The organism is Streptomyces sp. NPDC001401 (assembly GCF_042895385.1).
GTDB lineage: Bacteria > Actinomycetota > Actinomycetes > Streptomycetales > Streptomycetaceae > Streptomyces.
In genome coordinates this window covers 271,293-285,983 of the sequence record NZ_JBIAWI010000002.1, presented here as the reverse complement: position 1 = coordinate 285,983, position 14,691 = coordinate 271,293, and the positions used below count along the sequence as shown (strand labels likewise).

Sequence of the window (14,691 nt, the reverse complement as noted above, 5' to 3'; positions counted from 1 at the left end):
CCGTACCGGGGAAGGGATGTCGAGGTCAGTTCGCGTACGACATCCCCGGCGGCGGACCGCGCCGCTGCACCGCGTGCCGCAGCAGCAGCCGTTGCAGCGGCCGCCGACCGTCGGCACACCGGCGTACGGCGTCCGGCGCGACCGGCATGCCCCACGCCCCGCCGCGCACCTGCCACCAGGCCACGAGGCCCGGTACGAGCGTGGCGGCCCGCCGCAGCAGCGACCACAGCGCCGCCTCACCGCGCCGCAGCCACCAGGTAAGCACCACGGCCGCGGCGACATGGGCGGCGGTGGCGTGCGGAGTCAGGGCGTGGGAGTGGCCCATGTGCATGGCGTTCATGTCATGCATGCCGTACATGCCGCGCATGAGCATCATGGCGTGCGGCCGTACGGCGTCGAAGGCGAGGTGCAGCCCGCCCTGGGCCGTGAGCGTGCCCGCGCCGATCGCGGCCAGCGAGCGCTCCCGGGCGCCCAGCAGATACCCGGCCCCGAAGACCGGCACGAACCCGACGGCCTGCACCCACACGGGCGGTGCCGTCCCGGTCGCCAGTGCGTGTCCCCCAGCGGCGAGCAGCACGCACAGCGCGGCGAACACCGCCGCGCGCAGCCCGCGTACCGAAGGAGACGCCGTCATGGCGCCCGATCCTGCCACGCGCCGGGATGGCTCCGCCCGGCGGATACCCAAGCGCACAGGTGCAGACTGGAAGCCCACGGAGAAGTGGTGAGACGAGGCGGTGACGGGGTGACGGCCGGACTGCGCATCCGTATCGACGGTGTTGACCTGCCGGGCCGCGCGTGCGGGCCCGACGGCGGTATGCCGTCGTACACGAACATCCATGTGGCGGTGCAGCGCCGGGACCGGCCGGGCGAGCTTCTCGATCCGCAGCCGGGCGACGCCGTGTCCGCGAGTTGGACGCTGGAGTGCACGGTCACGGGTACGGACGTCAAGGGGCGTTATGTTCAAGGGCGCCCGGGCGGGCGGTTCGTCTATCTGTCGTGGGGAACGGTCGACGGCTCCGGTGCCTTCGGCATGTTCCGGCGCGCCAAGCTGATGCTGGACGCCGTGCCGGGCGACGTTCTCGACACCGCCGTGCGCGAGGGGCTGCTGGTGGGGCGGCTGGGGCTGACCGACGCCGGTGGAAACCCGCTGTGCGCGCGGGTGGTGCCGCCGCACGTCACCTGGAGCGTGGGACAGGGGTGAGAGCCGGGGGTCCGCGGCGGTCTGCTTAACATGGGCGCCGTGACAGCCCGTCCACAGCATCGCGATGCGCCGCCGCCCTCCGTGCGGTGGCGGGCGCTGCTGAGCGGTCCGCCGGCTGTGCCGGTCTGCGGCTCCGCCGCGGGGCCGCGACGGACCGTCTTTCGTCTGCGGCGTCGTCGTGGCTGGTCGCGCCCCGCGGCGTCGCCGCAAATCGACACAGCCCCGCGCCCCTTCAGGGCGCCGCCGAACCGCACGGGACTTCGCTCGATCTGCGTCATGCTCGGGCTGCTGGCCGGACTGCTCGCCATGCACGGGCTGGCTCCCGGTGGCGGCGTCCTCGAGCACTCCGCTGCCCGGCACATGACGGCGGCGGTCGCCGTGCACGACGGCTGTGCGGGCGACGACTGCGGCGGCGGGCATGTCCATCACGCCGACCGGACCTGTGCGTCGGGTGCTCTGAGCGGCGGGCCGACACTGCCCGCGCTCGTCGCCGACCCGGTGGCCGTGCCCGTACCCTCCGACGCCCTGTGCCCGTACGCGGGCGCGGCCCCGGACGGTGCACGCGCGCCGCCCTCACTGGCGGAACTACAGCTCCTGCGGATCTAGACACCACGCGGCACCGCGCCCAACCGACCGGCGACGCGGTGCGCTTCGGCACGTCCCGATCCCTTTCACGCAGCAACGCAGGAGTTCCAGCATGCGCAACACCCGTACATCCATGGCCCGTCGCACCGCCCTGATGGCCGCGACCGTCACGGCCGGGCTCGTCCTCGCCGCCTGTGGCAACGACAGCGACACTGGTAGCAGCGGCCACGACGGCCACGCTTCCGCCTCGTCCTCGTCCGCGGCTTCGTCGAGCGCCGCCGCCCACAACGCACAGGACGTGTCCTTCGCGCAGGGCATGATCCCGCACCACCAGCAGGCCCTGGAGATGGCGAAGCTGGCCGCGGGCCGGGCCTCGTCCGCCAAGGTCAAGGATCTCGCCGCGCGCATCGAGAAGGCGCAGGACCCGGAGATCCGGACCATGAACGGATGGCTGAAGTCCTGGGGCGGGACCGTCCCCTCTGCCATGCCCGGCATGGACCACTCGGCCCACTCGGGCATGGCCGGGATGATGGACAGCAAGGACATGGCCATGCTGGAGAAGGCGTCCGGCACGGGCTTCGACACCATGTTCCTGACCATGATGGTCGATCACCACAAGGGTGCCGTGGAGATGGCCGGGACGGAGAAGGCGAAGGGCGCGTACGGCCCCGCGACGTCCATGGCCGACGACATCGTCACCGGGCAGACCGCCGAGATCACGGAGATGAACAAGCTCCTCGGCAAGGGCTGACATCCCCTAGGGGGAGGGACCGGTGGCCGATCCACCCCGGCCCCTCCCCCTCCTTCCCCCAGTTCTCGTTCAGGGAGCCGGATCGTCGGTCCGGCACAGCAGTGCCGCCCACAGGTCGAGGCGGTCGCGCAGGCTGGACAGGTCGCGGCCGGTGAAGTGCTCGATGCGGCCGATGCGGTAGTGGACGGTGTTGACGTGCAGGTGCAGGGCCTCGGCGGTGCGCGCCCAGGAGCCGTCGTGGGCGAGGAAGGTCTCCAGGGTTTCGAGCAGGACGGCGGAGGAGGTGTTGCGGGGCCTCAGCAGGGGGCCGAGCACGGTGTGGCTGTAGGCGGTGCGGACCTCGGCGGGTATGCCGGTCAGCAGCGTCTCGAGGCCGGTGAGGGCGGCTGAGTCGCGGAGCGTGGAGGCACCGGGCGCGGTGGTGCGGGCGGAGGCAAGGGCGTAACTGGCCTCCGCGAGGGCCCCGCCCAGCCCGCGCGGGCCGGATCCGATCCCGCCGTGCACCGGCACGGACGGCTCGCAGGCGGTGACAAGGGGCCAGGCCTCGGCCACCCGCTCGGCGTCCTCCGCGGGCACGACGGCGAAGGCGAGCCCGTCGGGCAGCCGGCCCACGGCGGCGGGCCCCGCGCCGTGCGCGACCGCCTCGGTCAGCGCCCCCTCCGCCAGACCGTCCTGCCGGGTCCCCGTGTCGGCGACGATCACCCGGTAGGGGCCGTCCGGGGGCAGACCACAGGTGCGCAGCGCCGCCCCGACGGCCGCCGGCTCCGCCCCGGGGAGGGTGAGCAGGGCGCCGAGTTCGTCCGCGGACTGGTGTGCGGCGGCCCGCTGCCGGGCGCTCGACTCCTGGCAGCGGCCCAGGATCGCGGCGATCTCGTGCAGCATGCGCGGCGGTACGGCGTCGGCCTCGGACAGGTGGAGGTGCCACCGCTCGTAGAGGGAGACCGTCTCGGCCTCGACCGGCACCGCACCGGCCTCCACCAGGGCGGCGGCCTCACGCGCCGGGATCGCGGGGGCGCCCTCGGTGGCCGCGACGGTCCGCCCCGACGGCGTGAGGACGTATGCCACGGTCTTGTCGAGATGGGCGAAAGCGGCCGCCAGGATCGCGCCGGGCCGGTGTCCCGGGCGAGCAGCCGGGTCAGGGTGGAGCGGACGACCTCGGGCAGCGCGTGGTGGCGGCTCAGCTCGCCCCACTGCCGCAGGTACACGGTGTCGGTGATCGTCCGGAACATGATGTGGGCGGGCACCCCCGCGACCGGCACACCGTGCCGTACGCACGCCTCGATCAGGTCGTCGGGGACCGCGCCGTGCGTCTCCTCGCCGGCCAGCAGCACGGTGGCGCCGGCGCCCTTGAGCGCGGAGACGAACCGCTCCGCCTTTCCTCGCCCGCCGTCCGGCTGCCACCAGACCAGGCCGCTCATGACGGCCTCCCCGGGCCGCACGAACCGGGCCGGGTCCTCCAGGTCGGTGACGGTCACTCCGGTGATCTCCCGCCGCAGAAGTCCGTCCTCGGCCCACAGCAGGCGCAGGCCAAGGGACTCGTCCCCCAGGAGGTGTTCGACGTGCATGTGCTCAGGCTCCTCGCGCTTGCTTGCCTCGCATTCACCAGGTCAATGCGGGTTACAGCATCGTAAATGCAAGGTCCCGGACGGAGGAACACTCTTTGGTTGATCCTCCAGTACGGGCCGGTCCGGTGACGAGTTTTCCGTGCTCGGCACCAGTCGTCCCGGCCGGGTCCGCGTTGCTTCACTGACGGTCATGGACCTGAACACGGTGACGGAGATACGGGACGCCCGGGTGCCCGCGCCCTGGCGGCCGGGCGACGCCTGGCTGGGCGGCGGGACCTACCTGTTCTCCGAGCCGCAGCCGCAGCTGCGCCGCCTGGTGGACCTCAGCCGCACCGGCTGGACCCCGCTCGAGCTGCTCCCGGACGGCTCGCTGGAGATCGCCGCCACCTGCACGATCGCCGAACTCTCCCGGTTCGCCAAGGGACTTGGGGTCGGGGCGGCGCCACTCTTCGAGCAGTGCTGCCGCGCCTTCCTCGCCTCGTTCAAGATCTGGAACATGGCCACGGTCGGCGGCAACCTCTGCAACGCCCTCCCGGCCGGCCCGATGATCTCCCTCACGTCCGCGCTCGACGGGGAGTGCCTGCTGCTCGGCCAGGACGGCGTACGGCGCCGGGTGCGCGTCGCCGACTTCGTGACCGGCGCGGGCCGCAAGGACCTGGCCGAGGGCGAGCTGCTGCGGTCCGTCACCCTGCCCGCCCGCGCGCTGGGCTGCCGTACGGCGTTCCGGCAGGCCTCGCTGTACGGGCTGGGGCGCTCCGGGGTGCTGGTGATCGGGGCACTGGACCCGGTCGACGGCTCCATGAACGTCACGGTCACCGCCTCGACCGTGCGGCCCGTGCGGCTGTGGTTCCCGCTGTCGCCGACGGCGGGAGTGCTGCGGGCGGCGATCGGTGCCGCCGTCGCGGACGACGAGTGGTTCGACGACATCCACGGGCTGCCCGAGTGGCGGTGCCATATGACATTGCACTACGCGGAGGAGATCCGCCGGGAGCTCGAAGGGGTCGCGAAGTGAGGATCGACGTCAACGGCCGTTCCCACGAGGAGGAACCACGCCCCGGCCAGTGTCTGCGCACCTATCTGCGCGAACGCGGCTGGTTCGGCGTGAAGAAGGGCTGCGACGCGGGCGACTGCGGCGCCTGCACGGTCCACGTGGACGGCCGTCCCGTGCACAGCTGCCTCTACCCGGCCTTCCGCGCCGACGGCCGCACGGTCACCACGGTCGAGGGACTGGCGTCTCCCGAGGGCGAACTCCATCCCGTACAAAGGCAGTTCCTGGACGCGCAGGGCTTCCAGTGCGGCTTTTGCACGGCCGGTTTCCTGATGACGACGGCCGCCATGGACCAGGACCAACTCGCCGATCTGCCAAGGGCGTTCAAGGGCAACCTGTGCCGCTGCACGGGCTACCGGGCCATCGAGGACGCGGTACGGGGCGTCAAGCACGTCGAGGCTCCGTGCGCGGGCGAGTCCGTCGGCCGCAACCTGCCCGCTCCCGCCGGCCCCCAGGTCGTCACGGGCACCGCCCGCTACACCTTCGACCTCGAGGCCCCGGGCCTTCTGCACATGAAGCTGCTCCGCTCCCCGCACGCCCACGCCCGCATCACCGCGATCGACACGACCGCCGCCCTCCGGGTCCCCGGCGTCCACGCCGTGTTCACCCATCTCGACGCCCCGGAAGGGCACTTCTCCACCGCCCGCCACGAGCACCCGGAGGAGGACCCGGACGACACCCGCGTCCTCGACGACACCGTCCGGTATGTCGGCCAGCGTGTCGCCGCGGTCGTCACGGACAGCGAGGCGACGGCCGAGGAGGGCTGCCGGCGCATCGAGGTGACGTACGAGGTGCTGCCCGCGGTGCTCGACCCGGAGGAGGCGATGCGGCCGGGCGCACCGGTCGTGCACGACAAGGACCCTTCCGTGGCCCGGATTTCGCGGCCCCACGACAACGTCGTCGGCGAGGCGCACGGCGAGATCGGCGACGTCGAGGCGGGCTTCGCGGAGGCGGACGCCGTGTACGAGGGCACGTACCGCACCCAGCGGGTGCAACACGCCAGCCTGGAGACGCACGGCGCGGTGGCCTGGCTCGACGAGGACAACCGGCTGACCGTGCGCACGAGTTCGCAGACGCCGTTCCTCACCCGGCGCGCCCTGTGCGCCCTGTACGACCTGCCCGAGGAGCAGGTGCGGGTGGTCGCGGGACGGGTCGGCGGCGGCTTCGGCGGCAAGCAGGAGATGCTCGTCGAGGACATCGTGGCCCCGGCGGTGCTGCGGCTGCGCCGGCCGGTGAAGCTGGAGTACACGCGCGCCGAGCAGTTCTACGGGGCCACCACCCGGCACCCGTTCACCATCCGTGTGAAGGCGGGCGCCCGCCACGACGGCACGCTCACCGCACTGCAGCTGCGGGTCGTGTCCAACACCGGTGCGTACGGCAACCACGGACCGGCCGTGATGTTCCACAGCGTCGGCGAGTCGATGGCCGTCTACCGCGCCCCGCACAAGAAGGTCGACGCCTTCTCGGTCTACACGCACACCGTCCCCGCAGGGGCCTTCCGGGGCTACGGCCTCGGCCAGGTGATGTTCGCCGTCGAGTCGGCGCTGGACGAGCTGGCCCGCCGACTCGGCCTGGATTCCCTGGAGTTCAAGGCCCGCAACATCATCGGCCCGGGCGAGTCCATGATCACGCCCGGCGGTGAGGAGGAGGACCTGCACATCGCCAGCTACGGCCTCGACCAGTGCCTGGCGATCGTGCGCCGCGCCCGGGCGGAGCCGGCGGCCGAGCCCGTGCCCGAGGGCTGGCTGGTCGGTGAGGGCGCCGCCCTGGCGATGATCGCGACGGGCCCGCCCGGCGGCCACATCGCCGACGCACGAGCCGCACTCCTCCCCGACGGCAGCTTCGATCTCGCCGTGGGCACCGCGGAGTTCGGCAACGGCACGACCACCGTGCACCAGCAGATCGCGGCGGGCGAACTGGCCACGACCGTCGAGCGGATCACCGTCCGCCAGTCCGACACGGACGTCGTACGGCACGACACGGGCGCCTTCGCCTCGACCGGCACCGTCGTCGCGGGCAAGGCGACCCTGCGCGCCTCCCGTGCCCTGGCCGACCTGCTGCTGGACTTCGCCGCCGCCCAGCTGCGGGTGGAGCGCGCCGACTGCCGGCTCGCGGAGGAGGCGGTGCTGCATCCGGGCGGACGGCTGTTGCTGAAGGAGGTGTACGAGGCCGGACGTGCGGTGGGGGTGGAGTTCGCCGCCGACGGGCACTTCGGCGGCACCCCGCGCTCGGTCGCCTTCAACGCGCAGTGGTTCCGGGTGGCCGTGGACCCGGGCACCGGCGAGATCCGCATCCTGCGCAGTGTGCACGCGGCCGACGCGGGCAAGGTCATGAACCCGATGCAGTGCCGGGGGCAGGTGGAGGGCGGGGTCGCGCAGGCGCTCGGGGCCGCTCTCTTCGAGAACATCCGTATCGACGAGCGGGGCGCCGTCGAGACGGCCGCCTTCCGCCGCTACCGGCTCCCCCAGTACGCCGACATCCCGCGCACCGAGGTCCACTTCATGGAGACGGCGGACGCGATCGGTCCGCTGGGCGCCAAGTCGATGAGCGAGAGCCCGTTCAACCCGGTCGCGCCGGCCCTTGCCAACGCACTGCGGGACGCGACGGGCGTGCGCTTCACGGAGGTGCCGCTGACCCGGGACCGGGTGTGGCTCATGCTTCGGGGCGCGGGTAGCCGCCGTCCACCCGTATCGCCCTGATCCCGCTGATGTAGCGGGCCCCGCAGCGGTCCTGCGGCAGCACCAGCTGGGATCCGGCCCGGTCGAGCGGGGTGTCGTCGATGCTGGTGGCCAGCAGTACCGGCGCGTGCGCGAAGTCCGGGTCGATCTCGGCCCAGGACAGGAGGGCGTGGTGGCCGTCCGTGCCGGTAACGGCGATCAGGAAGCGCAGCCGGTCCTTGCGGCGGGCGGGGTCGAAGCCGGGGCCGGCGTCCGACAGCACGTCGTAGAGCCGGGGCCCTGCGAACTCGTGGTGCTGGACGCCGCTGGTCCGGCACTCGAACGCGACCCGCACCCGGTGCTGCGGCCAGCCGAGCAGGTCGGGCACCGTCAGGCGGGCCGGGCGGGCGAGATCACCGGTCAGGGCGAGCTCGGCGACCGGCTGCGTCAAGGTCTGGCTCACGGGCTACCACCTCCCGGGAGACGGTACCCGGGAGGCCACTCACGACAAACGCACCTGCACGCCAAAATAGGAGCATGGTCGAGCTTGTGCGATGTGACAGCGCGACTTCGCCTCGCATCTGCGTCAGCTAGTGCACAAGGGCCGCGAGAACCTCCGCACAGATGGCCATCGCGGTCTCCGCCGGTGTACGGGCGCCGATGTCCAGGCCGATCGGGCCGTGGATGCGCCCGAGGTGCTCGTCGTCCAGGCCCGCCTCGACCAGCCCGGCGGCGCGACGCTCCTGGGTGTGCCGGGACCCCAGCGCACCCACGTACGGGATGCCCGAGGTCAGCGCGGCGTGGAGGGTGGGGACGTCCACGTCGGGCTCGTGGCTCAGCATGATCAGGCAGGCTGCGGCCGGACGCTCGGCGAGCAGCTTGCCCGCGTCCTGGGCGGTCGGCGTCACCGTGGCCTGCCAGCCGAGCAACCCGGCCTGGGCGACGAGGAGTTCGGCGAGTTCGCCGCCGCCGGCGATCACGAGGTGGGGGACGGCGGGGCAGGCCTCGATGAGGACGAGTCCGGCGTCGGTGGCGTGCTCCTCGCGGCCGGCGCGGTGGCGGGCGAGCAGCTCGCGGGCCCGGGCGGCGGCCTGTGGTGGTACGTCCGGCCCATCGGCCCGGCCGTCCCGGGACACGACGGCGCTGACGGCATGCGTACGCCGCTCGTCCAGCCAGGTCACCAGTGCCGCGTCGACACCCGCACCGAGCAGCTCCCACCAGCGGGCCGGAACGGCGGCCACCGGCTGGAGCAGGATCTCGGCCTGGCCCCCGCAGGTCAGCCCGGCCTCCTTGACGCCGTCGTCGTGCACGGCCACCGCGACCACCCGGGCGGTGTGACCGGGCGGAAGCGAGGCGGCCTCGGCGGCGAGCTGCCGGTCGAAGGCGCCCCGGTAGAGCCGGCCGTGGCAGTGCCCGTCCTCGTCGACGAGGATCGCGTCGGCCGGATGCCGGGGCCCGAAGCCCCGCTCACTGAGCGGCCGCGCAAGGACCGCCGCACGTCCCTGGGCCGCCCACTGTCGTGCCGTGTCCGCCAGTTCACGCATGGTTCCAGCGTAGTCCGCAGGTCAGTACACGTCCCTGACGTAGCGCTTCTCGCTCGCGAGCTGCTTCACGTACGCCGCCGCGCCCGTCTCGTCCAGGCCGCCGTGCACGGCGGCGATGTCCTTGAGGGCCTGCTCGACGTCCTTGGCCATGCGCGAGGCGTCGCCGCAGACGTAGAAGTGGGCGCCGTCCTGGAGCCAGGACCACAGCAGCGGGCCGTGTTCGCGCATCCGGTCCTGGACATAGACCTTGGCGCGCTGGTCCCGGGAGAAGGCGGTGTCCAGGCGGGCGAGGGTGCCGTCGGCGAGGAAGGCGGTGAGCTCCTCCTCGTAGTAGAAGTCCGTGGCCTGGTGCTGCTCGCCGAAGAACAGCCAGTTGGAGCCCCGGTGGCCCAGGGCGCGGCGCTGCTCCAGGAACCCGATGAAGGGGGCGACACCGGTGCCGGGGCCGACCATGACCATCGGGGTGGCGGGGTCGGCGGGCGGACGGAAGTGCGCGGAGCGCTGCACATGGACCGGTACGGGGGTGTCCTGTTCGGCGTCGGCCAGGAAGGGGGAGCAGACGCCCTGGCGGGGGCGGCCGTGCAGGTTCTCGTAGCGGACCACGGAGACGGTCAGCGAGACCAGGTGGGGGTCGGTCAGCGGGCTGGACGATATGGAGTACAGGCGGGGCTGCAGGCGGCCCAGCGCGTCGGCCCACTCCTGGGCCCCGGCGCCGACCCCGTGCTCGGCGACCAGGTCCACGGCCTGCCTGCCCCAGGACCACTTCGCCAGCTCGCCCTTGTTGTCCGGGCGCAGCAGCTTCTTCAACTCCCTCGGGTCGCGGGCCCGTTCGGCGACGAAGCGGAGCAGGTAGGGGGTGATGCGGGTGATGTCGAGGTGGCGGAGCAGGGCTTCGCCGAGGGGGATCTCGCCGGCGCCCTTCACCTCGACCGCCGCGTCCGCGTCCAGGCCGGTGACGGTCAGCCACTCGCCCACCAGCTCACGGGAGTTGAGGGGCCGCACGCCGAGCGCGTCGCCCGCCTCGTAGAGCAGTGGGGTCTCGCTGTCGCGGGTGTCGAAGGTGAACCGGCGGACCTCCTTGCCGGCGCCGGGCAGGCTCAGCAGACGGTTTCCGGTGAGGCGGGCGGTGACCGGGGCGGGTTTCTTCGTACGGGGGGCGGGCGGGGCCGTCGCCGGAGCGAGGGCGGGCCGTTCCGGCGTTCCGGACAGGGCCGTGAGCACCTGGTCGAGCCAGGCGTGCGCGGCGTCCTCGTAGTCGGGCTCGCAGTCCGTGCGCGGGGCGAGGCGCAGTCCGCCGAGTTCGTCGAGGCGCTGGTCGAGGCGGCGGCCGTGGCCGCAGAAGTCGTCGTAGGAGGAGTCACCGAAGGCGAGGACGGCATAGCGCCGTCCCTCCATGTGCGGGGTGTCGGACGCGGCGAGGGTCTCCCAGAACCCGGTGCCGTTGTCCGGGGCGTCGCCGTCGCCGAAGGTACTGGTGACGAGGAGCAGATCGGCGCCGGCCGGCAGCGCGGCGGGGTCGGCCTCGTCCATGCCCAGCAGGGACGTGGCGTGGCCGTCGGACTTGAGCCGCTCGGCGACGGCGGCGGCGAACTCCTCGGCGTTGCCGGTCTGCGAGGCCCAGAGGATCACGACCTCACGGCCGGGTGACGGCGTGGTCGGTACGGGGGTTTCGGGCGCCCGCGAGTACATGCCGGCCAGGACCCCGTTGACCCACACGGCGTGCTCGGGGCTGAAGGGCGCGGAGGGCGGCAGCACCGGCACACCCGGGGCGCCGGACGGGATACCGGCGAGGAACCCGACGAGGTACTGCCGTTCCTGCGCGGTGAGCACGGGCGGCGGGGCGGGCGCGAGCCCGAAGGGATCGGCGGCGGGTACGGACACGGATACAGGTACGGGTGTCTGTGCGGTGTCAACTGCCGTTGCCGCGGCGGGCGTTCGCACCGCCACCGGCGTCGACACCTTGGTCAGCGACACCGCGCACACCTTCAGCTCGGGCTGGAAGGACAGCGGATCGACGGCGTCGCTCGTCACGGCGTTGACGCTCAGGTACTCCCCGAACAGGTCGTTCCAGTGGAACGGCGCGAAGCAGCTCCCGGGCCGCACCCGGTCGGTGACCACCGCGGGCAGCACGGCCCGCCCGCGCCGTGAGGCGACCTCCACCGAATCGCCGTCGGTGACGTCGAGTCCGGCGGCGTCCTGCGGGTGGAGCTCCACGAACGGCCCCGGGTTGAGCCTGTTCAGCTTGGGCACCTTCGCCGTCTTGGTCAGCGTGTGCCACTGGTGCTGCAGCCGTCCGGTGTTCAGTACGAACGGGTAGTCGTCGTCGGGCATTTCGGCGGCCGGGAGGTGCGGGCGGGCGAAGAAGGCGGCACGGCCGCTCGCGGTGGGGAAGGTTAGGGAGCCGTCCTCGCCGACGTACCGGACGGGGTTGCGGTCGGGCCCGTCGGCGCTCGCGGCGGGCCACTGCACGGGAGTCTCCCGCAGCCGGTCGTAGGTGACCCCGCGCAGGTCCCACCCGGTCTTCGGGTTCCAGGCCCGCTTGATCTCCTCGAAGATCTCCTCGGCGCTGTCGTACGAGAACCCCTTCTCGTACCCCATCTCGCGCGCGACGGCCGCGATGATCCGCCAGTCCGCCGTCGCCTCGCCGGGCGGGTCGGCGGCGGGCCGGGCGAGGGTGAGGTTGCGCTCGCTGTTGATGAGGACGCCCTCGGTCTCGGTCCACAGGGCGGCGGGCAGGACGACGTCGGCGTAGGCGTTGGTCTCGGTGTCGGCGAAGACGTCCTGCGTGACGACGAACTCGGCGGCCTCCAGGCCCTCGATGACCGTCTTGCGGTTGCCGACGGAGGCGACCGGGTTGGTGCAGATGATCCAGCAGGCCTTGATGTCCCCGTCGGCCATCTTGCGGAACATCTCGACGGTGCCCTTGCCGACCCCGTCGGCGCGGATGCTGCCGGGCTCCAGCTCCCACAGCTCCTCCACGAACGCCCGCTCTTCGTCGACGAGCACGGACCGCTGGCCGGGGAGCCCGGGGCCCATGTAGCCCATTTCGCGGCCGCCCATGGCGTTGGGCTGGCCGGTGAGGGAGAACGGGCCGCTGCCCGGTCGGCAGATGGCGCCCGTCGCCAGATGGAGGTTGACCAGGGCGTTGGTGTTCCAGGTGCCGTGCGTGGACTGGTTGAGGCCCATGGTCCAGCAGCTGGTCCACTCCCCCGCCTCGCCGATCAGCCGGGCGGCCTCCCGGATGTCGTCCTCGGGGATTCCGGTGATCTCGGCGACGGCGGCGGGCGGATAGTCGGCGAGGAAGGCGGGCATCTCCTCCCAGCCGTCGGTGTACCGGGCGATGAACTCGGGGTCCGTGTGGCCGTTCTCGTGCAGGAGGTGCAGCAGCCCGTTCAGCAGTGCCAGGTCGGTTCCCGGCTTGATCTGCAGGAACAGGTCGGCCTTCTCGGCGGTGGCGCTGCGGCGCGGGTCGACGACGACGAGCTTGGCTCCGGCCGCTTTGACCCGTTCCAACATGCGCAGGAAGAGGATCGGGTGGCAGTCGGCCATGTTGGAGCCGATGACGAAGAAGAGGTCGGCCTTGTCGAGGTCCTGGTACGAGCCGGGCGGCCCGTCGGCGCCGAGCGACAGCTTGTAGCCGGTGCCCGCGCTCGCCATGCACAGCCGCGAGTTCGACTCGATCTGGTTCGTGCGCACGAACCCCTTGGCCAGCTTGTTCGCCAGGTACTGCGCCTCGAGGCTCATCTGCCCGGAGACGTAGAGGGCGATCGCGTCCGGCCCGTGCTCGTCGACGATCGCGCGCAGCCGCCGGGCGGTCTCCCTGACGGCCGCGCCGACGGCATCGGGCACGGGCTCCTCGCCCCGCTCGTGCCGGACCAGGGCCGTGGTCAGCCGTCCGGGGGCGACGAGCAGGTCGGCGGTGGTCGCGCCCTTGGTGCACAGGCGGCCGAAGTTCGCGGGGTGCTCCTTGTCGCCGGACGCCTTCAGGACAGTACGGCGTCCGTCCGGTCCGAACCCGACATCCAGCACGATGCCGCAGCCCACACCGCAGTACGAGCAGACCGTCCGCACCTTCGTCGCCTTCATCGTGTTGGCGTTCCGCGAGTCCGGCGCGGCCACGGGCACCCCCTGCCTCTCATGATCGTCCCGTACGGGTGGAGCTTCCGTGACGGTACGAAATGCCCATTACACCGGTGTCTCCTGAGCCGGTCATCAGGAGTTACGCCCGGCGCACAGGGATGGGAGGCGCCATGTGAGAGGTCCTCCGGGAGGCGGATCGGGGCATGAGAGATCAGCTGCCGACTCCGGCGGCCGCCAGCAGCACCAGGACCAGGGTGGTGGCGCCGAGGAGGCCGTGGGCGGCGACGACCGGCACGGGCAGATGCCGTTCGGCGGGTGTCGCCTCGGGCCCGGCGGGGGCCGTGCGGTAGACGGGGATCCAGCGGGCGAGCAGGGTGAATCCGAGCAGGGCGACGGCGACGAGCACGCCGAAGGCCGTCCAGGCCAGGGCGTCCTTGTCGGCGGCGAGATAGACGATCCAGACCACCAGGCCGACGGCCGCCAGCAAGAAGTGCCCGAAGACGACCGGCGCCGGGAAGCGTGTGGTCCCGGTCTGCTCCTGGCGCAGGCCACCGCCGGAGATCCAGCGGGCGAGGAGGACGGATCCGCCGAGGGCGGTGACGATCCAGGCGACGAGAGCGGCGATGTCCATGTCCGCCTCCGGTTGCTCCGGTCAGGGCGTCGTACGAGTACTGCGGTAGCCCTCCGCCTGCACGGACTCTGCGGCCACGCGGACGCCGTAGCGGTAGGCGAGCCTGCCGCCGAGGTATCCGGAGACACCCAGGGCGGCCAGGGCGGCGGCGGAGAGCGTCAGCTGCCCGTTGCCGACGCTCTGCCCTCCCGCGTAGCCGCCGCCCTGCCGCCAGGCGAAACCGGCCGCGTACGCCGCGGTCACGGTGAGATTCAGCGCCATGTGCACCAGTGCCGTACGGAATGCCGGTGTCCCGGTGGGGATGGCGAACAGATCGAGGAAACCGACGCAGGCCGCGACGAGGGCGCCGAGCACACCGATCGCGATCAGCCAGGCCGAGCCGTGGGTCAGGAAGCCCGGCCGGTCGACGATCTTGGAGGCGATGTCGAAGACCAGGCTGCACACCCAGGCCCCGATCGGCACGGTGACCAGGATCGGATGGAACGGATGCCCGTACGGCCCCGCCAGCGCACCGCTGACCGGCTGCTTCGCCTGACGTAGAGCACTGTCGACGGTCATGGGGGCACCTCGCCTGAGAGGTATTTCACCAACAAGTGTTGGTCTTATTCGAGCGGGGGTCAAGCCTCCGG

At 72.4% G+C, this 14,691-nt stretch carries 12 protein-coding genes and 1 pseudogene; 5 read left to right on the top strand and 8 right to left on the bottom strand.

Annotated features, from left to right (window positions below; translation table 11 throughout):
• Positions 1-25: 25 nt before the first annotated feature.
• Positions 26-634 carry a hypothetical protein gene (locus ACFY10_RS08995; protein ID WP_390664385.1) on the bottom strand — a complete coding sequence of 203 codons (609 nt, stop codon included), beginning with the start codon at positions 632-634 and terminating at the stop codon, positions 26-28.
• 87 nt (positions 635-721) lie between these two features.
• Between ACFY10_RS08995 and ACFY10_RS08990 the strand changes: the two genes are divergently transcribed.
• The 3 genes from ACFY10_RS08990 (at position 722) to ACFY10_RS08980 (ending at position 2,537) form a co-directional block, all read left to right on the top strand.
• Positions 722-1,201: a DUF5990 family protein gene (locus ACFY10_RS08990; protein ID WP_390664384.1), complete on the top strand. Its 480-nt coding sequence runs from the start codon at positions 722-724 to the stop codon at positions 1,199-1,201.
• 276 nt (positions 1,202-1,477) lie between these two features.
• The gene (locus ACFY10_RS08985; RefSeq protein ID WP_390664383.1) at positions 1,478-1,807 is read left to right on the top strand and encodes a DUF6153 family protein; all 330 of its coding nucleotides are present in this window, start codon (positions 1,478-1,480) and stop codon (positions 1,805-1,807) included.
• A 91-nt stretch (positions 1,808-1,898) separates the two neighbouring features.
• Entirely contained in the window at positions 1,899-2,537 is a 639-nt protein-coding gene (locus ACFY10_RS08980) for a DUF305 domain-containing protein (RefSeq protein ID WP_390664382.1), read from the top strand.
• 69 nt (positions 2,538-2,606) lie between these two features.
• On the opposite strand, the gene ACFY10_RS08975 is transcribed toward ACFY10_RS08980, so the two are convergent.
• Both ACFY10_RS08975 and ACFY10_RS08970 read right to left on the bottom strand, forming a co-directional pair.
• A complete protein-coding gene (locus ACFY10_RS08975; RefSeq protein WP_390664381.1) occupies positions 2,607-3,602 on the bottom strand; it encodes a PucR family transcriptional regulator in 996 nt (331 codons plus the stop codon).
• A 194-nt stretch (positions 3,603-3,796) separates the two neighbouring features.
• A pseudogene (locus tag ACFY10_RS08970) lies at positions 3,797-4,102 on the bottom strand (PucR family transcriptional regulator ligand-binding domain-containing protein); the annotation flags it as partial.
• Between the two features lie 190 nt (positions 4,103-4,292).
• Here ACFY10_RS08970 and ACFY10_RS08965 point away from each other — a divergent pair.
• Both ACFY10_RS08965 and ACFY10_RS08960 read left to right on the top strand, forming a co-directional pair.
• Entirely contained in the window at positions 4,293-5,114 is an 822-nt protein-coding gene (locus ACFY10_RS08965) for an FAD binding domain-containing protein (RefSeq protein WP_390664380.1), read from the top strand.
• On the top strand, positions 5,111-7,849 hold the full coding sequence (locus tag ACFY10_RS08960; RefSeq protein ID WP_390664379.1) for a molybdopterin-dependent oxidoreductase: 2,739 nt from the start codon (positions 5,111-5,113) through the stop codon (positions 7,847-7,849). The genes ACFY10_RS08965 and ACFY10_RS08960 overlap by 4 nt, the downstream gene beginning before the upstream one ends.
• Here the strand turns inward: ACFY10_RS08960 and ACFY10_RS08955 are convergent.
• From ACFY10_RS08955 to ACFY10_RS08935, 5 genes are all read right to left on the bottom strand, one after another.
• The gene (locus ACFY10_RS08955; protein ID WP_390664378.1) at positions 7,803-8,270 is read right to left on the bottom strand and encodes a molybdopterin-dependent oxidoreductase; all 468 of its coding nucleotides are present in this window, start codon (positions 8,268-8,270) and stop codon (positions 7,803-7,805) included. The two genes, ACFY10_RS08960 and ACFY10_RS08955, sit on opposite strands and share 47 nt — an antisense overlap.
• Before the next feature lie 127 nt (positions 8,271-8,397).
• Entirely contained in the window at positions 8,398-9,351 is a 954-nt protein-coding gene (locus ACFY10_RS08950; protein WP_390664377.1) for an XdhC family protein, read from the bottom strand.
• A gap of 21 nt (positions 9,352-9,372) precedes the next feature.
• Positions 9,373-13,437 (bottom strand): molybdopterin-dependent oxidoreductase, encoded by a 4,065-nt coding sequence (locus tag ACFY10_RS08945; protein ID WP_390664916.1) that lies wholly within the window; start codon positions 13,435-13,437, stop codon positions 9,373-9,375.
• A 205-nt stretch (positions 13,438-13,642) separates the two neighbouring features.
• Positions 13,643-14,062, bottom strand: a complete 420-nt coding sequence (locus tag ACFY10_RS08940; protein WP_390664376.1) for a hypothetical protein — start codon at positions 14,060-14,062, stop codon at positions 13,643-13,645.
• Between the two features lie 21 nt (positions 14,063-14,083).
• The gene (locus tag ACFY10_RS08935) at positions 14,084-14,620 is read right to left on the bottom strand and encodes a DUF2231 domain-containing protein (RefSeq protein WP_390664375.1); all 537 of its coding nucleotides are present in this window, start codon (positions 14,618-14,620) and stop codon (positions 14,084-14,086) included.
• Positions 14,621-14,691 lie beyond the last annotated feature (71 nt).

Coding starts and splice junctions, on each gene's coding strand:
- ACFY10_RS08995 (WP_390664385.1), bottom strand. CDS start 634: ATGACGGCGTCTCCTTCGGTACGCGGGCTGCGCGCGGCGGTGTTCGCC.
- ACFY10_RS08985 (WP_390664383.1), top strand. CDS start 1,478: ATGCTCGGGCTGCTGGCCGGACTGCTCGCCATGCACGGGCTGGCTCCC.
- ACFY10_RS08980 (WP_390664382.1), top strand. CDS start 1,899: ATGCGCAACACCCGTACATCCATGGCCCGTCGCACCGCCCTGATGGCC.
- ACFY10_RS08965 (WP_390664380.1), top strand. CDS start 4,293: ATGGACCTGAACACGGTGACGGAGATACGGGACGCCCGGGTGCCCGCG.
- ACFY10_RS08950 (WP_390664377.1), bottom strand. CDS start 9,351: ATGCGTGAACTGGCGGACACGGCACGACAGTGGGCGGCCCAGGGACGT.
- ACFY10_RS08945 (WP_390664916.1), bottom strand. CDS start 13,437: ATGAAGGCGACGAAGGTGCGGACGGTCTGCTCGTACTGCGGTGTGGGC.
- ACFY10_RS08940 (WP_390664376.1), bottom strand. CDS start 14,062: ATGGACATCGCCGCTCTCGTCGCCTGGATCGTCACCGCCCTCGGCGGA.
- ACFY10_RS08935 (WP_390664375.1), bottom strand. CDS start 14,620: ATGACCGTCGACAGTGCTCTACGTCAGGCGAAGCAGCCGGTCAGCGGT.